The sequence below is a fragment of the Nocardioides sp. P5_E3 genome, assembly GCF_054049275.1.
On sequence record NZ_JBFUMR010000027.1, the window covers coordinates 1 to 18,122 of the forward strand.

The window sequence follows — 18,122 nt, forward strand, 5'->3', positions numbered from 1 at the left end:
GGGGGCCGCGCCGCTCGGGGGGCCGCGCCGCTCGGCCAGCAGCGCCTCGTGGACGTCGACGCGCCACGGCACACCCGCGTGGGTCATCTCGGCGGCCGCCAGGGCGCCCGCCGACTCCGCCGCGACGAGGAGCCTGAGCCGGGCGGCCTCCGGGGAGGCCTCGATCGCCGCCAGCTGGCGCGCGTCCTCGACGTCGGCGCGCAGGTGGTCGAGCGCGTCGTGCCCGCTGAACAGGACGGGCTCGGTGACGGTCGCCGGCCGCAGCCGGTCCCACAGCTCGGCGTCGGCGCCGCCCAGCAGCGACTGGTCGACGGTGGGCGCGCGGGCCAGCAGTCGCCTGGACAGGCGGAGGTCGTGGCACCGGGCCACCCGCACCCCCGCCGCCAGCAGCGGGGGACACCACCGTGCGGTGTCGTCCCAGACCCACCGCGGGTCGTCGGGCTCGCGCTCAGCCACGTAGCCAGGGAGGTCGGCGAGCGCCATCTCTCGGGTCGTGCCGTCCTCCGACACCAGCACGCGCTCGCCCGGCAGCCGGGAGAGGCGGACGCGCGTCATGGGGACAGCCTCCACGACGGCACCGACGCCACCGATGCCGGCCGCCGACACCGCTGGTCGGGTCAGTCCAGCTCGAGCACCTCCGACACCGGCCGTCGCGGCGTGCGGGACAGCGGGGGTCGTCCGGTCGATCGCCAGCCGACGCGGACCAGCAGGAGCGGATGGGCCAGGCTGCCGAGGACCTCGGCCTGGAAGGCGGCCCGGGTCTCGGGCACCTCGATCACCTGGCTCAGTGGCACCAGTGCGAGTCCGGCCGTCGTGGCGGCCAGCCACATCGCACCCAAGCCCTCGCCCGCACGCAGCCAGGCCGCCGGGTCGTCGTCGGTGTCGAAGAAGACGAGGAGCCCGTCGGAGGCCTCCAGGTCGAGGGCCGTCCGCTCCTCCCACGCGCCCGCGAACCGGTGCGGGTGGCCGCCGACGAGGTCCGACCCGCCGGGCAGGGCGTCCGCCGGCAGCCCGTCGTCTCCGCTCCGGTGCTGCCAGGCCGCCTGCTCCGCACGCGCGGCAGGGTCCGTCCGCTGCAGCTGGTGCGCCCGTCGGACGAGCCGCTCGGCGATGAAGCGCTCCGACTCGTCGGTCAGGGCGACCGCCCGCGCGCCCCAGTGGTTGGCGATCCGCGCGAGGTGGGACTGCCTCTCCTCCGGCACCGGCCAGGCGGTGAAGCGACGCCGGTCGGTGCAGCGCCGGTCCAGGGCCGCGAGCGTCTCGTCGGCCGTGGCGGTGAGAGGTCCGGGGGACAGGTCGAGACGGGCCAGCAGGTCGGGGTGGTCCGGGTCGGGGTGGCGCACCACCAAGGTCTGCCACCCGAGCGCCTCCGCCGCGGCCTGGGCGTGGTGCAGGGCCGCACCGCAGCTGAGGGTGAGGTTGCGCGCGTCGGGATCGGTGTGCGGCAGCTGGCGAGCGTTGTCGGCGTACAGCTCGAGGGTGTGTGAGCCGCCCCGCCACCGCCACGGCTGGGTGTTGTGCACGCTGGGTGCGCGCGCCGCGATCTCCACGATCTCGTGCAGCGTGTCCACGGGGACGATGCGGGTGCTGGTCATGGCCGGCTCCTTGGCAGGTGTGGGTCCTGCTCCGAGCGTGCGCGCTCGCGGCGCGGGTCGGCAGAGCCGTTGGTCCCGGGCGGCCGGGTCGTCGGGCTCTGCCGGCCCGGCGCAGCGGCTCCTAACGTCGTCCCATGAGGACACCGCGCGACCCCACCGCCCTCGCGGCGCTCACCTTCCTGGGCGCCGTCGACACGGTCACGGGCAGCCGCTTCCTCGTGGAGGCCGGCGGCGTCCTGGTGCTCGTCGACGCCGGGCTCTACCAGGGTCTGGCGGTCCACCGGAGCCGCAACTGGGACCCCTTCCCGGTCGACCCGGCAGGCATCGACCACGTCGTGCTCACCCATGCCCACCTGGACCACACCGGCTACCTGCCGCGGCTGGTGAAGGACGGTTTCAGCGGACGGGTGACCTGCACCGACGAGACAGCCGACCTGGCGGCCATCGTCCTGCGGGACAGCGCCCACCTGCAGCAGGAGGACGCCCGCTACGCGAACTACGCCGGCTTCTCCCGGCACCGGCCCGCGCTCCCGCTGTACGACGACGCTGACGTCGAGCAGGCACTGAAGCTGATCGAGCCGGTGGACCTCGAGCACCCGCTGAGGCTGGGACCGGACGTCACCCTCACGCTGCGCTCGGCGGGACACATCCTCGGCTCCGCCACCGCCGCGCTGCGCCTGGGAGGGCAGCGGGTGGCCTTCAGCGGCGACCTCGGACGTGCGCACCACCCGCTCCTGCGGCCCCCGGCCGACCCGCCCGAGGCAGACACGATCGTGGTCGAGTCGACGTACGGCGACCGGCGGCACCCACCACCGGACCCGCAGCTGCTGGCCGACGCGGTCAGCCGCACGGTGGCCCGCGGCGGGAGCGTGCTGGTCCCGGCCTTCGCCGTCGACCGCACCGAGCTGGTGCTCCTGGAGCTGCGGCGGCTGATGGAGCGCGGCGACATCCCCGACGTCCCGGTCTTCGTCGACAGCCCGATGGCCCTCGCCGCGCTGGACTGCTACCGACGGGCGGCCTCGCGCGGCGGTCCACAGCTCCGCCCCGAGGCGCGCGAGCTCCTCGCCGACCTCGACGGGCCGGACGTGCACGCCGTCCACGACGTCGAGGGGTCGATGCGGCTCAACAGGCCCCGCACCCCCAGCATCGTCATCTCCGCGTCGGGGATGGCCTCGGGCGGTCGGGTCGTGCACCACCTCGCCCACCAGCTGCCCGACCGGCGCAACTGCGTCGTGCTCACCGGCTACCAGGCCGAGGGCACGCGCGGTCGCCAGCTCGCGGACGGTGCGCGCCAGGTGAAGATCCACGGGCACTACGTCCCGGTGCGGGCGGAGGTCGTCACGCTCACCGACTTCTCGGTCCACGCGGACGCGCACGAGACGATCGACTGGCTCAGCCGGGCGCCCGTCCCCCCGCGCACGGTCTACGTCGTGCACGGCGAGCCCCGCTCCGCCTCGGCCCTCGCCCGGCGGGTCACGGAGGAGCTGGGCTGGACGGCCGTGGTGCCCAGGTACGGGGAACGGGTGCTGGTGGACTGAGAGATGAGGAGGGACACCATGGACAGCAGGACCTCAGGAGCCGTCGTCGTCGGGGTCACGGGTCGGGGACGGGAGACGGCCGCGCTGCGCTTCGCCGCCGAGCACGCGCGGCGGGAAGGAGCACGCGTCGTGCTGGTGCACGTCGGACGGGTGTCGCTGCCGACCGTGCCCGGACTGGTGGTGACGCCCACGGAGGCGATCGACGTCGCCGAGCGCGTCGTCCGCGACGTCGCCGAGGAGCTCGAGGAGCTCGTCGGCGGCCCCGTCGCCCACCACGTCGTGGCGGTGACCGGGGTGCCCTCGCAGGTGCTGGTCGAGCTCAGCCGCGACGCCCGGCTCGTCGTCGTCCAGCACCGCACGTCGACCCCGCTCGAGCGTCTCTTCGTCGGGTCCACGACCAACGGCGCCGCGGCACGGTGCCACTGCCCGCTCGTGTCGGTGCCCGCCGGGTGGGAGCCCCCGCCGGGCGGTACGGCAGAGGTGGTGGTCGGTGTCCACGAGGCAGGTGTTCCGCGCCAGGTGCTCGAGGCGGCGTTCTCCTGGGCCGACCGGACCGGTGTGCCGCTCCGGGTGGTGCACGCGTGGCGCCTCGACGCCGCCTACGACGACATCATCACCCACCGGGTGGACGCCGAGTGGCGGGCGCAGCAGAAGCGGCTGCTCTCCGCCGCCGTCGCGGTCCACCGCGACTCCTGGCCCACCGTCCCCGTCGAGGTCGAGGTACGGCACCAGTGGCCGGCCGACGTCCTGGTCGACGACTCGAGGAACGCCTCCCTCGTGGTGATCGGGCGGCGAGGCGCCCGCGGCTGGATCCCGGAGCACCTCGGCTCCCTGGCGCGGACGGTCCTGCGGGCATCGATGTGCCCGGTGATGGTCGTGCCGGTGGCCAGCGACTCCCAGCCGTCCGATGACTGGGAGCTCAGCGCCGACGCGGTCGCTCCCCAGACGTAACCGCCGGTGTCACCAGCCGGCGGTGGTCCCGACGGCAGTGAGGAGCTGCAGCCGCTCGTGGCTGGGGCTGCCGGGCGTCGCGGTGTGCACCAGCAGCGCGTGCGACTGGAACGGGTCGTGCAGGACCTGGCAGCTCAGCTCGAGGGTCCCGGCTGCGGGGTGGACGTAGCGCTTGACCTCCGCGGGCCGGATCCCGACCTCGTGCGCGGCCCACCAGTGCCGGAACTCCTCGCTCCGGCTCGACAGCAGGTCGGCCAGGTGCGCCGCGCGGGAATCCGGACCCCGGACGGCGAGCACACCGCGCAGCCCGGCGGCGTACATCCGGGAGTAGTGCTCGTGGTCCTCCGGTGGGTGCAGGCGTCGGGAGGCCGGATCGGTGAACCAGCGGTAGCCGATGCTGCGGGACGGGCCGGTCCAGCGGGTGTTGTCGCCGACGAGTGCGGCGCTCAGCGGTGTCTGCCGCAGCGTCTCGCCGAGCTCCGTGACGATCTCGGCGGCCGTGTCGGCCAGCCGGTCGAAGATGCGCAGCATCCCAGGCCCCACGTGGTCGCCCGCAGCCTCGCGGACCGGCGGGTGGTGGCCGGCCAGACGGAAGAGGTGGTCGCGCTCGTCGAGGGACAGGTGCAGGCCCTGCGCGATCGAGGCGACCATCTGCTCCGAGGGCTGTGGGCCGCGCTCGCGCTCCAGCCGGGAGTAGAAGTCGGTGGACATGTGGCTGAGGACCGCGACCTCCTCCCGCCGGAGGCCGGGCGTACGCCGTCGCGCGCCGCGGGGCAGCCCGACGTCCTCCGGCTGCAGTGCCTCCCGACGGCGGCGCAGGAAGTCCGCGAGCCCGGCGCGATCGATCATGCGGCCATCCTGACCGGTCGGCCCAGCCGTATCCACGGATCACCAGGCCGTGGATGGGATCGGCAGGGGCGGGCAGCCTCGGGGGCACACCGACCACGAGCCGAGGAGCACCCGTGCCACGCAGGCAGTACGACCTCACCCTTCCCGACCTCGACGGCAGCCGTGCTGTCGTGACCGGCGCCAGCGACGGGATGGGCCTGGGCATGGCCGCGGCCCTCGCCGGTGCCGGCGCCGAGGTGCTGATGCCGGTCCGCAACCGGACCAAGGGGGAGGCGGCGGTCGAACGGGTCCGCGAGCAGGTCCCGGGTGCCCGGGTCGTCCTCCACGACCTCGACCTGTCGTCGCTCGCGTCGGTCACCGAGCTCGCCGAGCGCCTCGTCGCCGAGGGGGAGCCGATCCACCTGCTGATCAACAACGCCGGGGTGATGACGCCGCCCGACCGCCAGGTCACCGCCGACGGGTTCGAGCTGCAGCTGGGCACCAACCACCTCGGTCACTTCGCCCTCACCGGCCGCCTGCTTCCGCTGCTGCGGGCCGGCCGGGGCCGCGTGACGTCGCAGGTCAGCGTCGCCGCACGCCGCGGGTCGATCCACTGGGACGACCTCGGCTGGGAGCGGTCGTACGACGGCATGGCGGCCTACCGCCAGTCCAAGATCGCCTGCGGGCTCTTCGGGCTCGAGCTCGCGCGCCGCAGTGCCGCGGGCGGCTGGGGGGTGACCAGCAACCTCTCGCACCCGGGCGTCGCGCCGACCAGCCTGCTCGCGGCCCGTCCCGAGGTCGGGCGCAGCGAGGACACCACGGGCGTCAAGGTGATCCGCTGGCTCTCCGCGCGTGGTCTCCTCGTCGGGACCGTCGACAGCGCCCGGCTGCCCGCCCTCATGGCGGCCACGACGGGGGAGGACGGCGGCTTCTACGGCCCCCAGTGGCCCGGCAAGGCCGGAGGCCCTCCCGGTACCGAGCAGCTGTGGCCGCCGCTGCGACGACACGCGGACGCGGCCCGGCTCTGGGCGGTGTCGGAGGGGCTGACCGGTGTGACCTTCAGGTGAGGTCTGGATGATGGCGTCGTGCTGCACCGCCATCCCTTCCTCAGCCTGCTGACCCTGGTCTACCTGGGCTTCGTCGGTCTCGTGACGTTGACGCCGGGCAACGAGCAGCCCGACTACGCCGGGCTGGCCGGCCGCGTGCTGGCTCGCCTGGAGCGCTACCCCGACCTCGACCCGCTGACGAGCCGGCTGAGCGTCGAGCGCATCGAGTTCCTCGCCAACATCGGGCTGTTCGTCCCGCTCGGGATGTTCCTGCTGCTCCTCGTCGGCACGCGCCTGTGGCTGGTCGCGCTCGCCGCCGGCATCGTGCTCACCTCCATGATCGAGGCCGTCCAGCGCGAGATCCCGGGCCGGGTGTCCGACCCCCGCGACGTCGTCGCCAACTCGATCGGCATGTTCCTCGGCATCGCCCTCGCCATCGTCCTGACGCTCCCGGCGACCCTGCGGCGGCGGCGGGAACGGGCGTAGGGGACCTGACGCCTGGGCTGGACCACCGGGTGCGAGCGGTGGCCACCGACGTGCGCCGGTGCCATCCTCGATGGAGGTGGCTGGAGGGGTCGCCTGTGTGCTGACCGCATTTCGGGACCGGTATGGCGACGGTGATCGGGAGATCCGACAGCGCCGAGAGGGCGCTCCTGCGCCGCGCCCTCGACGACCGCGGTTTCGCCGACGGCGCCGACCGCTACGGCGTGCAGCTGGTCGACGACCTCCCCTCGGTCCCGCACGAGTGGGCGGAGCCCGACGAGCGGGTGCTCGTCGTCTCGTGCGGGCGTCGACGCGACGATGGCGTGTGGGGCCTGCTCGCMCGCGGCGTCGAGGACGTCATCAGCTGGACCGGCGAGGAGACCGTCGGGATCGTCCTCGCCCGCCTCGAGCGGTGGCGCGAGGTCGACCGGCTGCTGTCGTCGCGGCTCGTGGCCCCGCTGGTCCAGGGCCGGTCCTCGGCCATGCGACGGCTCCTCGTCGACCTCGTCGAGCAGGCGGCGTACGGTTCCGGGCCGATCCTGCTGGTGGGGGAGACGGGCACCGGCAAGGAGCTGGCCGCGCGCCTGGTCCATTCCGTCGCCGAGGACTCGTCGTCCCTGGTGGTGGTGGACTGCACGACGATCGTCGCGTCGCTGTCGGGCAGCGAGCTGTTCGGTCACGAGAAGGGCGCGTTCACCGGGGCCGATCGCGCCCGCGCGGGGGCATTCGCCGCAGCCGACGGCGGCACGCTCTTCCTCGACGAGATCGGCGAGCTCCCCCTCGCGCTGCAGGGCGAGCTGCTCAGGGTGCTGCAGGAAGGCACGTTCAAGCGCGTGGGTGGCGACACCTGGTCGCGGACGCGGTTCCGGCTGGTCAGCGCGACCAACCGGGACCTCGAGAGCGAGCAGCGCGCCGGCCGGTTCCGCAGCGACCTCTACCACCGCATCGCCTCCGGCGTCGTGCACCTCCCGCCGCTGCGCGAACGCACCGAGGACCTCGAGGCGCTGTTCGAGCACTTCCTCGCCGAGGCGGCCGGCCGCCCGGTGGGGGTGGCGCCGAGCGTCCTCGCGCTCCTGCACGACCGCGACTACCCGGGCAACGTGCGCGAGCTGCGGCAGCTGGCGTACGCCGTCGCCGCCCGGCACGCCGGACCCGGGGTGGTCAGCCCGGGTGACGTGCCGCCGCGCTACCGGCCCGACGACCAGGCGCCCCCGCCCGTGGCGTCCTCGCGTCGGCTCTTGGACCGGGCCGTGCGCGCCGCGCTCGCCGAGGGCCTGACCCTGGCCGAGCTGAAGACGCTCGTCGGTGACGTCGCGGTCGACGCGGCGCTGGAGGAGAGCGACGGCAGCGCTCGGCGGGCCGCCGCGATGCTGGGCGTCACCGACCGGGCGGTCCAGCTGCGGCGCAAGGCGCCGCGGCCGCGCCCGCCATCGTCGTCGGAGTCGTAGCCGGCTTCAGTGGCCCTCGACCTGGACTCCCGTCCGGCCCTCTGCCTCGGCCTCGAGCTCGGCTGCGAGCTCCCGGAGGAACTCCGCCATCTCCAGCAGCTCGTGCTCGATGTCTGCGCCGGTCTGGGACGCGCTCGTCTTGCTCGCCAGGGTCGCGCCGACCCGGGTGGCGTACCGCTGGCGGATCTGCCGTTCGAGGAGGTTGCCCAGGCTCGAGGAGCACTGCCAGAGGGGGATCGGCAGCACCGCTCGGGAGGACTCGACGACCCCGAGCGAGTACCAGGTGTCGATCCCGGCGCGACGCCTCCGGATCACGCCCGCGAGCTGGGTGGGATCCGCAGCCAGCACCTCGTACCTGGTGGGCTGCCCCGGCACCTGCCGGTAGGTGACGAGCTGCGGCGTGCGCCGGGTGATGCCGCGGCGGGTGCGCAGCTGCGCGATCCCGGCAGCGATGCCGCGGGTGTTGTGGGGCTTGATCTCACCGACGACGCCGGTCCGGGGGAACTTCGAGGCGTCGAAGGGCATCGGTCTGGTGTCCGACTTCCAACGATGGCTGGCTGTGGTCGTCATGACGGTTCTCCTTCGGGTTGGCGGGCCGCCCACACGTCGAGGACGGTCAGGGCGAGGAGCGCGGCTCCGTCGAGGACCGCGCGGTCCCCGGCGGCCGAGGCGGCGGCCTCGGTGAAGTCCCGCGAGTGGGGTACGACGTCACCGATCGCGAGCTTGGGGTGGGCCACGGGCACGACGTGGCTGACGTTGCCCAGGTCGGTGCTCCCCGCGCGGACGAGGTCGCGCGGGTCGGCCGGACGGGGCGGCCGCCCCAGGACGCGCAGGTGTCGCTCCAGCGACGCCGCCAGCCGGCGGTCGGTGCGGAGCTCGCGGTAGACCGGCCCGTCCGGCACGACGCGTGCCACGCAGCCGGTCGCCAGGGCACCCGCACGAGCGCTTCGCTCGACCACGCTCGCGAGCCGGTCGAGCCCAGGCGTCGTGGTCGCGCGTGCCATCACCCGCAGCTCGGCAACCTCCGGCACCACGTTGGGCGCCGTGCCGCCGCGGACCAGCACGGCCGTGACCTGGTCGGTGAGGTCCATGCCGGATCGCGCGGCGGCGATGGCCTGGTAGGCGAGCACCGCGGCGTCGAGGGCGTTGCGGCCGCGGGCGGGCGCCATCGCGGCATGGGCCGCGCGACCGTGGAAGCGGACCCTGGACGAGGCGGCGGCGCGGAACGACGCGCGGACCTGGTCGTGGGGCCCGGGGTGCGCGAGGAGCGCCGCTGACGCGCCGTCGAACGCGTGCCGCCGGAGCAGCTCGATCTTGCCGCCGCCACCTTCTTCCGCGGGAGTGCCGAGCGCCACCACCMGACCCCCGGCGCCGCCGGAGAGTGGCGCCAGCACCGCTGCTGCTCCGGCCGCGGCGGCTGCCACCACGTTGTGCCCGCACCCGTGGCCCAGCCCCGGGAGGGCGTCGTACTCGCAGCACAGCACCACCAGCGGACCGCTGGTTCCGCCTCTCGCGCGGAACGCCGTCGGCAGGCCGTGGGCCGGCAGGTCGACGTCGAGCCCGGCCCGCGCGAGGAACTCGGCGAGGCGCCTGCTCGAGCGGTGCTCGGCCCAGGCAGGCTCGGGGTGGGCGTGGAGGTCGTGGGAGAGCGCCACGAGGGCCGGCGCGAGACGAGCGACGGCGTCGCGGACGTGGGCCGCCGAAGGCGCCACCACGCTCATGGCACGGCCCGCCGGGCTGCCACGCGGCTCCGTCGTCGGGCCCGGAACCGCCGCCGCGCGGGTGCGGTGAGACGCAGCACGTTGCCGGCGAGCACGTCGCCCAGGCCGGTGGCGTCGACCGGGAGCGCCCTGGCCTTCGCCAGCTCGACGCCGGGGTGGAGGAACGGGCCGTCGCTGCCGAAGAGCACCTTGCGCGGACCGGCGCGACGCACGGCGTCCTCGAGCAGGTCGTAGTAGCGCACCCCCGAGGTGTCGGTGAACACGTTGGGCAGCCGGACCAGCTGGTCGACGAAGGCGCACTGCGCCTTCCAGTCGTCGGCGAAGGAGGACAGGTGGGGCACCACCCAGGCGACGTCGGGATAGGAGCGGGCGACCATCTCCACCGTGGCGGTGTCACCGGCGGGGTCGTAGAGCACCGGCAGGCCCCAGTGGCGCGCGGCCTCGGCGAGCTCGCGGGTGACGCGGGCGTCGTGGGCGTGCACCTTGATGCCGCAGAAGCCCTGCTGCACCCCCAGGGCGACTCGTTCGGCAATGCGTCCCGACTCCGTGCGGGTGTTGACGAAGAGGTAGCCGAGGAAGCCCGGGCGGGCCGAGATGATGCGGGCGATCTCGGCGTTGGCGCGGGGGTAGTCCGAGGTGAGCGGCGCCATGATCACCGCACCGCGGATGCCGGCGGGCCGGGCCCGGCTCAGGTACACCGGCAGCGAGCCCTCCGTGTCCCACGGACCACGCATCCCGTCGCCCGTCCCGATGTGGACGTGGGCGTCGATGACCAACGGTGCGCTCATGCTGCCCTCCCCGACACGGCCACCCGCAGCGCCTGCTCGAGCCGGGCGATCTCCCGCTCCGCGTGGTCGGCGCGCAGGCAGATGCTGAGGGTGGGGCGATCGGTGCAGCGCCCGGTGGTCGCGAGGGACCGGACCCCCGCTCCCGTGAGGGCGCGCCGGACCTCGAGGGGGTCGCCCCGCCCGCCCTCGGTGGCCAGGAGCGGGAACGGGATGCCGAGCGGGCAGAGCTCCAGGTCCTCCAAGGTCCGACGCACCCGGACGACGTGCCGGGCCAGGCGGGAGCGTCGTACGTCGAGGGAGCCGTCGTCGAGCGCGCTGCGCAGGGCGGCGACGTCGGCCGTCGTCGGCGGGCCGGCGTGCACGCGGGTCGGGCCCTCCCTCCGGACCCGTGCGACGCGCTCGGCCGGTCCGCAGACGATCGCCAGCGGCGCGGACAGGCCCTTGGCGAGCGAGGCCACGGTGACGTGGCCCGGCTCGACTCCGAGCCATGCGGCGGTGCCCCCACCTCCGTGCCCGAGGACCCACGCGGCGTCGTCCCTGGCCCCGAGGACGCCGGCGGCGAGGGTGTCGTCGACGACGAGCTCGCCGCCGCGCCGGCGGGCCAGCTCCGCGAGGGCGCGGAGCGGGGCGGGCCGCAGGCAGGAGCCACAGACCCCGTCCGTGACCAGGACGACGCGGCGCCGTGCTGCATGACGCTGCGCATCACGCGCGTCGTGGTGCCGGTACGTCGCGACCTCCCCGCCTGCCGCAGAGGTCACGGCACCCGCGGCCCAGCGCGCGATCGGGTAGACGGCCTCGTCGAGCAGGACGGTCGTGTCGCGCGGCCGGGTGGCGAGGACGTCGATCAGGCCGTGCAGGCTGGTGCGGGCGAGCACCCCGTCGGCCGCCCCGAGCCGGTGGGCCAGCTTGTGGGCCAGCGGTGCGCCCGCCTCCCGGTCCTCCACCGCCGCCGGCCRCCCGGTCGTCAGCGCCGCCGACGTGCCGGACGGCCGGAGGCCGAGGAAGTGGGCCGAGGTGAAGTCGCCCTCAGGCACGGATCCGGGCGCCGGAGAGCCGGCGGGCCAGGAGCGTGGACGGCTTCTCGGCGTTGGGCTCCTCGGCCAGGTCGACCCCGGTCGCGGTGCGGTAGGCGGCGGCGTACTTCTGGATGCCGTTGCGGAACGCCTGCGCCCAGGTGGCCGCCTCCGTCCCGCCGACGACCGGGTCCGCCCAGTTGCCGAGCCGGATGGTGAGGACCAGCTGTTCGCCGATCTCTGCCAGGTCGTTGAAGTGCATGATGCTCGTGTCGGTCCAGCCCTGGATCGACTTCATGCTGTCGACGCGGTCCATCCACGCCTCGGGGTACGGCGTCATCGGGCGTCCGCCGAGGAACTCCCGCATCTGCGGCTCGGCGAGGATGCTCTGCATCACGATGAACTCGGCGCGCGCGGCGACCGCCATCTCGCCGTACTGGTTCTGCGTGCCCTGCGAGAGCACGATGTGGCAGTCCCGCAGCGCCCGGTAGAGCGGGAACGCATCAGCCTGGACCGTCAGGTCGTCAAGCTCCTTGAAGTAGCGGTGGGCGAGGAACAGCACCTGGTGGAAGGTCGCCACGAAACCGTTGCGGCGCTCGACCACCGTGTGCGGCCGCGGCACGGCTCGCCCGATGAGCGAGAAGCCGTACTCGTACTCGTACTCGACGGCGCGACGTCGCACGGTGAGCCGGTGCAGCTCGTCCTCGGCGTATCCCCAGAGCCGGTTGCGCAGCGGCAGGAGGGGCGTGACGTCGAAGCGGGACAGCGGGTCGCGGCCGGGCAGGCGCCGGTTCTGGAAGCGGGCCAGGATGACGTTGAGGGTCTGCACGAGCATCCCCTCCTCCAGCCAGTAGTTCCAGATCAGCTCCACGGCCGGGAGGTAGGCGGTGCGCGCGTCGCGCGGCAGCTGGATGCCGGGGAACTGCGCCCTGGTCTCCGCGAGCTTGCCCTCGACGTAGCCGGCGGGCAGCAGGTCGTCGAAGGACGTGACCCTCGCCTGGGCGACGAAGTCGCGGGCGGCGTTGCGGAGGGCCTGGTAGGGCCGCCCACCGAACGCCGGCCAGGCGTTCGCGTCGTCGTAGTCCTCACCCGGCCCCCACTCGTCCTCGAGGAACGCGCGGAACGCGGCGTACGTGACCGGCGAACGGCGCTCGGCCGCGCCGGTCGCACCCTCACGCACCAGCGCGACGCGGAGCGGCTTGCCGATGTCCTCCCCGTCGCCGGTCGTCTGCTCCGAGACGCGCTGGTCGCTGACCGAGAAGGCGTCCTGGTCCAGCTCCGTCGCGTGCTCGATGTAGGCGAACCCGGTCTCGCCCGCTGCCGGCTTGCCGTCGTACAGCGCGAGGCGGTAGTCGCCCTCGTCCAGGCTGGCGTCGGTGTCGTCACCCTCCTTCCACCGAKCCAGGTGGTGGTCGTCCCACTCGCTCGCCGAGACGAGCGAGATGCTGTGCTCCGCGGCGGGCTTCCGTCCACCCGAGCGGGGCTTCCAGCCGACCGCGACGGTCTCCGTGCCGGCTTCCACCTCGCGAAGGACCGCCCAGGTGAAGGCGCTCGTGCCGGGCTCTAGGGCGACCTCGAAGAAGATCCCTTCCTCCGGGGTGAAGACCTGGCTCGTGGGCCGGATCGCGTTGTGCCTGTCCTTGGACATGCTGACTCCTTCTCATGAGGCGCGTGCGAGCACGCGTCGGGTGGTGGTGATCTGTTCGGCGGAGGCGAGGGTGCTGCGGAGCGCCCAGGCCCGGAGGAGGGTGCCGATGAGCTGGCTCTCGGCCTCGGGCGTGATGCGGCCTGCGGCACGGGCCTGACCGGCGACGGCGAAGACCAGGCTCGGTCGTTGCCGCGCCATGACGCCGATGTCGCCGCGCCACGACGTGTGCAGCTGCAGCAACCGGGTGGGGATCCGCTCGCCGGTGGGGAACGCCTCGCGGAGCGAGCGGCCGCCGAGGCTGGGGGAGCGGTGGGTGAGGAGCGCGCCGACGAAGGCAGGGATGCCGGCTTCCAGGGCCGCGAACTCCGCCTGGCGTGCCGGCGGCAGGGTGGCGACGGGGTTCAGCGACTTCCACGTGGCGCGCATGCTCGCCCACTGCGGGTGGGGGTACAGCGCCTCGCCCATGGCGCAGCTCAGCAGGACGCGGACGTACGGAATCGGGTGGGGGTCGTCACCCGAGGGTCGGAAGACGAAGAACCGGGGGAGGCTGACGACGGCGAGCAGCCCGAGCGTCGAGGAGATCCCGAGGGTCGCGACGGACCACAGGTCGGCGACGATCTCGGAGATCCATCGCTCCCAGCTGCGCCACACGGCCTGCTCCCTCGCGCCGGCCGGTCGACGCGCGGCGAGGTCCTTGCGGAGGCTCTCGACGAGACCGAGGAGGGCAGCGCCCTGGTGCCCGACCTCGTGGACGAGGGAGGAGGCGATGCCGTGGCCGACCATCCGCTCCCGGGGGATGCGGATGATCGCGGCCGGGCTGAGGTCGCCGCCGGGCATCTTGGTCCGCGCGCGCCGGATCGCGGCGCCCGGACCGCGGGCCAGGTAGCAGACCGCCGGGGGCGGGTCGGGGACGAGCGGGGTGATCCGGAGGGCGTCGTCGGCCAGCACGTCGAGCCCGGACAGCCACGTGCCCGTGCGCGCCTCGCTGCGCTGCGTGACCACCTCGGTGAACATGTCCAGCTGGCTCAGGATGGAGTTGAAGCGCATCCGGATCAGCACGAAGCGGTGCTGCTGCTCGGCGGGGGGCGCCTGCCGACCCGGCCCGCGCAGCCACGCCAGGTAGTCCTCCACCCGCCGCCGCAGCACGGTCCGGCCGGTGTGCAGGAACCGCTCGATGTCGAGGGCCGCCCGCGGCGGCAACGCAGCCGCGGGCACCATCGTCTCGTGCAGCGCCAACGGCCGGATCTGGTTGAGGCGCGCCAGCAGCCCGCGGGCCTCCATCTCCAGGAGGACCGCACCGCCGGGCAGCCTGGGCTCGGTCATGTCGACCTCAGGCCCCGACCAGCACGATCCGGTTGCCGCGCCGGTACCAGCGGCCCCCCGACCCCCCGACCAGCTGGGCCTCGTGCGACTCGTGCGACTCGAACGCCTCGTGGCTCTCCATGGACGCGGAGCCGTCGTCGTCGAAGGGTTCGAAGCCTCCCGAGCCGCCGGACGGGTCGCCCTGGCCGTGCTGGGCACCGCACGAGCAGGTGTGCGCCTGGCGGTAGCCCCCGGGCTCCCAGGCCGGGGCGTTCCACCCTGGAGCACGACGTGAGCGCCACTGGCTCCGACGGCCGGAGGTGGGGCGCAGCAGCGTCGGCGCGTAGCGCCGGGCCGAGGAGACGGCAGCGCTGCGGGCGACGGTGCGCGGCGGCACGCCGTACGGGGCGCGCATCGCCCTGCGGACGGTGCCGTTGGCCCAGCGCACGTAGCGGCGCGCAGCCTCCAGCTCGGCCTCGGCCTCGCCCATCGTCTCGCGCTCCTCGGCCTCCAGGAGCTTGGCCGCCATGCTGCCGAGCTTCCCGCCGAGGGCCGTGCCGATGCCGGGAGCGACGAAGGAGCCGAGGGCCGAGCCGACCATCGGGAGCGCGGTCTTGGCCACGCTGCGCAGGACCCCTCCGACAGCCCTGCCGACGCTGGACTTCATGAACGAGCTGGCCCCGCGCGCGACACCGCGCACGAGCTTGCCGAGGAACTCCTCGAGCTCGGCCTCGTTGGTGATCTCGAGCAGCTCCTGGGCGAGCTCGAGCTCCAGACCCTCGTGCAGCTCGCCGGAGAGCTCGTGGGACTCGAAGGTCTCGGGCTGCTCCCACTCGTAGGACTCGTGCAGCTCGGGCTGCTCCCACTCGTAGGACTCGTGCAGCTCGGGCTGCTCCCACTCGAACGATTCATGGACACTCATCGGTTGACTCCTTCGGTGACGGGACGGTGCGGTGCGGTGCTCGTGGCGTTCATGCGCCGTAGATGACGATGCGTCGGCCCTGGCGCACCCAGCGCCCGGACGTACGGCGGCCCGCCAGGTCGCCGCGAGCGACGACCGGGACAAGGCCGGGGAGGTGGCGACCGGCCGCCGTGACGACGGCCTGGGTGGCGGCCTGCGACGGGGGCAGCGTCCGGTTGCGCGCGGCAATGCGGGCGGCGTCCTGCGCGGTGCGCACGAACGCGCGGGCGACCTCGAACTCACGGTCCTCCTGCGACATGGCCTCGAGCTCGAACCGGCTGCCGAGCCACCGCCCGGCGGCGGTCCCGAGCTGGCTGCCGGTGCCGCCGCCGAGCGCCGAGCCGACGATGCCGCCCACCTGGGGCAGGACCTGGCGGGCAGCGTTCTTCAGGACACCGCCGAGCGCCTGGCCCGCGGCCGAGCCGGCGAAGCTGCGCGCCGCCGACGTGGCCGAGCGCACGAGGCTGCCGAGGAAGTCCTCGAGCTCCTCCTCGCCGCTCACCTCGAGCAGCCGACCGGCCATCTCCATCTCCATGGCCTCGGCCTCGTGGCCCGCCTCGAAGGACTCGTACTCCTGGGCGGCTTCGTGCTCCTGGGCTGCTTCGTAGGTCTCGTAGCCGGTCTCGCCGGTCTCGCCGGTCTCGCCGGTCTCGCCGCTGAGCTCGAACATGGCGCGGTCGATGTCGTGCATGGGGGGTCCCCTCTCGGTCGGTGGCTCTGCCCCTCCCCATGCAAGTTCCGTGCCACCGCCCGCAAGCGCACGCCGGTCGTGGCGGCGCGAACCGGCGTTCGCCCGAGGCAGGGCGGGGTCAGCGCGCAGGCGAAGCCGGGTTCGCCGCGAGCGAGCGGTACTTCGCGACCGTCCGTCGCGCGATCGTCGTGCCCTCGCGGCTCAGCACGGCGGCCACCTCCCGGTCGGTGGCGCCGGGGTGCGCCGCCAGAGCGGCCGCCACCCGGACGCGGTTCGACTCCACGGAGCCGAAGAACCCGGGCAGGGGCACGAGTCGGCCGTCCGGGCAGCGGGCGAGCTTGCCGCTGACCACGCGACCGACCGTCGAGGGGTGGACCGAGAGGGCCACCGCCACCTCGTGGCGTCGCAGGGGGAGGTGGCGGGACGGGCCGTGGAGGATGAAGTCGTGCTGGCGGAGGGCGAGCTGGTCGGCCACCCGCTGGAGCATGTGTCCCCGGGCCGAGACCGCGGCCAGCAGTCGTGAGGCGGCCGCCCGGTGGGGCGCCAGCCAGGCACGGGCGTCCGGTGAGCCCGGGAGCAGGTCGGGAACCATGCCGAGCCCGGCCGAGGCCGCGTCGGCGACGTGGGCGACCACCGGGCCGTCCGCGTCGGGGTGCGTGAAGACGACGTCGGTGGGCGCGCTCCTGGTCGGGCCACCCGGCAGCGCGACGTACGGCGTCGTGTCCGCGCGCAGCACGTCGACGGCGGCGCGGACCTCCGACTCGTGCACCCCGAGGGCGCCGGCGACCTCGAGGTAGCGCTCCTCGGCCACCTCCGGCAGCCAGTGATCGGCGACCTCGCACACGAGCGCCGATGCGCGTCCGTCCTCGACCAGGGCGGCCGCCTGCACGCGCACGCAGTCGACCGGGGACGCGGCCGCGATGCCGGGTGGGCCGGCCGTGCGGACTCCCACCAGCACCGCAGTGAGCGTCTCCGGGTCGAGATCGGGCGCGACGGGGAGGAGGCCGTGGTCGTCGAGGGCGGCGACCACGAGCTCGAGGGCGGGCCGCAGCCCGGTCGGCAGCTCGGCGGCTGCGTCGCCGAGCAGCTCGGTCCGCCAGTCCGGAGCGGCGACGGGCTCGACCTGCCAGCGGGCGGTGGCGCAGGCCGGGCACCGATCGCCCGCCGTCGCGAGCCCGCACGTCGGGCAGGCCCGCCACGGGACGCGCTCCAGCAGCGGGTTGTCGGCGACCGCCCGGTCGATGGTCGCGTCGAGCTCCACGGCGCTCGCCGGCAGGAGCGAGAGGTAGGACAGCAGTCGCAACCCCGGCCGCGCCTCCAGCCGGGGGGTCAACCCCATCGACGGGCTGGACCGCTCCACCCCCGCACGCTAGCGCCCCCGCGCGGCCCCGTCAGTCTCCTCGGCCCAGTCGCGGGCGGCAGCGACCAGTCCCGCCATCAGCCCGATCTCGACGCGGGTCTCCGGGTGCCACTGGACGGCCAGGCGCCAGCGGTCGCCGGCCGATTCCATCGCCTCCAGGGTCCCGTCGGCCGCCCGCGCCACCGCGGTGAAGCCGGGGTGCGTGGCCACCGACTGGTGGTGGTGGCAGCTGACCTCGACGCTGGCGCCGACGAGCGCGGCCAGCCGCGAACCCGCCTCGGTCGCCACGTCGATCGAGCCGTAGGTGTCCCCGCCGGGCGAGTGCGTCTCGTGACCGACCAGGTCCGGCGTGTGCTGGTCGAGCGACCCGCCCGCGTGGACGGCCATGAGCTGCATGCCGCGGCAGATCCCCAGCACCGGCAGCCCCGCCTCCTCGGCGGCGTCCAGCAGCGCCAGCTCCCAGGCGTCGCGGTCCGGTCGCCAGCCCGCCGTGCGGGCGTGCGGCTGCGCGCCGTAGCGGTCCGGGTCGACGTCCGCGCCGCCCGCGACGACGAGCGCGTCGATCCGCGACACCACCCGGGCCGCGGCACCCGGCGTGGCAACGGGAGGGAGCAGCAGGGGCACGCCGCCCGCGGCCTCGACCGAGGCGGCGTACTCCGTGGGCAGCAGGTCGGCGCGGGCATTCCACACGCCCCACGCCGCGACCTCGCGGTAGGTCGTCAGCCCGACGAGCGGAGCCCCACCCACCT

Annotated in this window: 17 protein-coding genes and 1 pseudogene; 5 read left to right on the forward strand and 13 right to left on the reverse strand. The window is 74.5% G+C overall.

Translation table 11 applies throughout. From position 1 onward, the window contains the following. Positions 1–555: pseudogene (locus ACXJKB_RS16880) on the reverse strand (hypothetical protein); the annotation flags it as partial. A gap of 62 nt (positions 556–617) precedes the next feature. Then, positions 618–1,595: an Acg family FMN-binding oxidoreductase gene (locus ACXJKB_RS16885; RefSeq protein ID WP_457190375.1), complete on the reverse strand. Its 978-nt coding sequence runs from the start codon at positions 1,593–1,595 to the stop codon at positions 618–620. Positions 1,596–1,729: 134 nt separating this feature from the next. On the opposite strand from ACXJKB_RS16885, the gene ACXJKB_RS16890 reads away from it, so the two are divergent. Together ACXJKB_RS16890 and ACXJKB_RS16895 are read left to right on the forward strand one after the other, a co-directional pair. After that, on the forward strand, positions 1,730–3,133 hold the full coding sequence (locus tag ACXJKB_RS16890) for an MBL fold metallo-hydrolase RNA specificity domain-containing protein (protein WP_457190377.1): 1,404 nt from the start codon (positions 1,730–1,732) through the stop codon (positions 3,131–3,133). Between the two features lie 18 nt (positions 3,134–3,151). Further along, positions 3,152–4,084, forward strand: a complete 933-nt coding sequence (locus tag ACXJKB_RS16895) for a universal stress protein (RefSeq protein ID WP_457190379.1) — start codon at positions 3,152–3,154, stop codon at positions 4,082–4,084. A gap of 9 nt (positions 4,085–4,093) precedes the next feature. On the opposite strand, the gene ACXJKB_RS16900 is transcribed toward ACXJKB_RS16895, so the two are convergent. Then, on the reverse strand, positions 4,094–4,933 hold the full coding sequence (locus ACXJKB_RS16900) for a helix-turn-helix transcriptional regulator (RefSeq protein ID WP_457190381.1): 840 nt from the start codon (positions 4,931–4,933) through the stop codon (positions 4,094–4,096). Positions 4,934–5,046: 113 nt separating this feature from the next. On the opposite strand from ACXJKB_RS16900, the gene ACXJKB_RS16905 reads away from it, so the two are divergent. The 3 genes from ACXJKB_RS16905 to ACXJKB_RS16915 all read left to right on the forward strand — a co-directional run bounded on the left by ACXJKB_RS16905 (position 5,047) and on the right by ACXJKB_RS16915 (position 7,889). After that, positions 5,047–5,979 (forward strand): SDR family oxidoreductase, encoded by a 933-nt coding sequence (locus tag ACXJKB_RS16905; protein WP_457190383.1) that lies wholly within the window; start codon positions 5,047–5,049, stop codon positions 5,977–5,979. Positions 5,980–5,997: 18 nt separating this feature from the next. Next, entirely contained in the window at positions 5,998–6,444 is a 447-nt protein-coding gene (locus tag ACXJKB_RS16910; RefSeq protein ID WP_457190385.1) for a VanZ family protein, read from the forward strand. 131 nt (positions 6,445–6,575) lie between these two features. Beyond that, positions 6,576–7,889 carry a sigma 54-interacting transcriptional regulator gene (locus ACXJKB_RS16915; protein ID WP_457190387.1) on the forward strand — a complete coding sequence of 438 codons (1,314 nt, stop codon included), beginning with the start codon at positions 6,576–6,578 and terminating at the stop codon, positions 7,887–7,889. A gap of 6 nt (positions 7,890–7,895) precedes the next feature. Here ACXJKB_RS16915 and ACXJKB_RS16920 read toward each other — a convergent pair whose 3' ends face one another. The 10 genes from ACXJKB_RS16920 to ACXJKB_RS16965 form a co-directional block, all read right to left on the reverse strand. Beyond that, positions 7,896–8,459, reverse strand: coding sequence for a hypothetical protein (locus ACXJKB_RS16920; protein WP_457190389.1), 564 nt, complete (start codon positions 8,457–8,459; stop codon positions 7,896–7,898). Next, positions 8,456–9,610 (reverse strand): amidohydrolase, encoded by a 1,155-nt coding sequence (locus ACXJKB_RS16925; RefSeq protein WP_457190391.1) that lies wholly within the window; start codon positions 9,608–9,610, stop codon positions 8,456–8,458. The genes ACXJKB_RS16920 and ACXJKB_RS16925 overlap by 4 nt, the downstream gene beginning before the upstream one ends. Further along, positions 9,607–10,398 carry an amidohydrolase family protein gene (locus ACXJKB_RS16930; protein WP_457190393.1) on the reverse strand — a complete coding sequence of 264 codons (792 nt, stop codon included), beginning with the start codon at positions 10,396–10,398 and terminating at the stop codon, positions 9,607–9,609. The genes ACXJKB_RS16925 and ACXJKB_RS16930 overlap by 4 nt, the downstream gene beginning before the upstream one ends. Then, the gene (locus ACXJKB_RS16935) at positions 10,395–11,432 is read right to left on the reverse strand and encodes an aminotransferase class I/II-fold pyridoxal phosphate-dependent enzyme (protein ID WP_457190395.1); all 1,038 of its coding nucleotides are present in this window, start codon (positions 11,430–11,432) and stop codon (positions 10,395–10,397) included. Before ACXJKB_RS16935 ends, ACXJKB_RS16930 begins: the two co-directional genes overlap by 4 nt. Beyond that, positions 11,425–13,059, reverse strand: coding sequence for a hypothetical protein (locus ACXJKB_RS16940; protein WP_457190397.1), 1,635 nt, complete (start codon positions 13,057–13,059; stop codon positions 11,425–11,427). Before ACXJKB_RS16940 ends, ACXJKB_RS16935 begins: the two co-directional genes overlap by 8 nt. Positions 13,060–13,071: 12 nt before the next feature. Further along, positions 13,072–14,382 carry a hypothetical protein gene (locus tag ACXJKB_RS16945; RefSeq protein WP_457190399.1) on the reverse strand — a complete coding sequence of 437 codons (1,311 nt, stop codon included), beginning with the start codon at positions 14,380–14,382 and terminating at the stop codon, positions 13,072–13,074. 7 nt (positions 14,383–14,389) lie between these two features. After that, a complete protein-coding gene (locus ACXJKB_RS16950) occupies positions 14,390–15,283 on the reverse strand; it encodes a hypothetical protein (RefSeq protein ID WP_457190401.1) in 894 nt (297 codons plus the stop codon). A 49-nt stretch (positions 15,284–15,332) separates the two neighbouring features. Continuing rightward, positions 15,333–16,013, reverse strand: a complete 681-nt coding sequence (locus ACXJKB_RS16955; RefSeq protein WP_457190402.1) for a hypothetical protein — start codon at positions 16,011–16,013, stop codon at positions 15,333–15,335. Between the two features lie 118 nt (positions 16,014–16,131). Beyond that, positions 16,132–17,373 (reverse strand): RNA polymerase factor sigma-54, encoded by a 1,242-nt coding sequence (locus ACXJKB_RS16960; RefSeq protein WP_457190404.1) that lies wholly within the window; start codon positions 17,371–17,373, stop codon positions 16,132–16,134. A gap of 9 nt (positions 17,374–17,382) precedes the next feature. After that, positions 17,383–18,120, reverse strand: coding sequence for a gamma-glutamyl-gamma-aminobutyrate hydrolase family protein (locus ACXJKB_RS16965; RefSeq protein WP_457190406.1), 738 nt, complete (start codon positions 18,118–18,120; stop codon positions 17,383–17,385). Positions 18,121–18,122 lie beyond the last annotated feature (2 nt).

Bases quoted from the DNA above. Each gene is read 5' to 3' on its own strand.
- ACXJKB_RS16945 (WP_457190399.1), bottom strand. From the start codon at position 14,382: ATGACCGAGCCCAGGCTGCCCGGCGGTGCGGTCCTCCTGGAGATGGAG.
- ACXJKB_RS16900 (WP_457190381.1), bottom strand. From the start codon at position 4,933: ATGATCGATCGCGCCGGGCTCGCGGACTTCCTGCGCCGCCGTCGGGAG.
- ACXJKB_RS16950 (WP_457190401.1), bottom strand. From the start codon at position 15,283: ATGAGTGTCCATGAATCGTTCGAGTGGGAGCAGCCCGAGCTGCACGAG.
- ACXJKB_RS16930 (WP_457190393.1), bottom strand. From the start codon at position 10,398: ATGAGCGCACCGTTGGTCATCGACGCCCACGTCCACATCGGGACGGGC.
- ACXJKB_RS16895 (WP_457190379.1), top strand. From the start codon at position 3,152: ATGGACAGCAGGACCTCAGGAGCCGTCGTCGTCGGGGTCACGGGTCGG.
- ACXJKB_RS16890 (WP_457190377.1), top strand. From the start codon at position 1,730: ATGAGGACACCGCGCGACCCCACCGCCCTCGCGGCGCTCACCTTCCTG.
- ACXJKB_RS16920 (WP_457190389.1), bottom strand. From the start codon at position 8,459: ATGACGACCACAGCCAGCCATCGTTGGAAGTCGGACACCAGACCGATG.
- ACXJKB_RS16885 (WP_457190375.1), bottom strand. From the start codon at position 1,595: ATGACCAGCACCCGCATCGTCCCCGTGGACACGCTGCACGAGATCGTG.
- ACXJKB_RS16955 (WP_457190402.1), bottom strand. From the start codon at position 16,013: ATGCACGACATCGACCGCGCCATGTTCGAGCTCAGCGGCGAGACCGGC.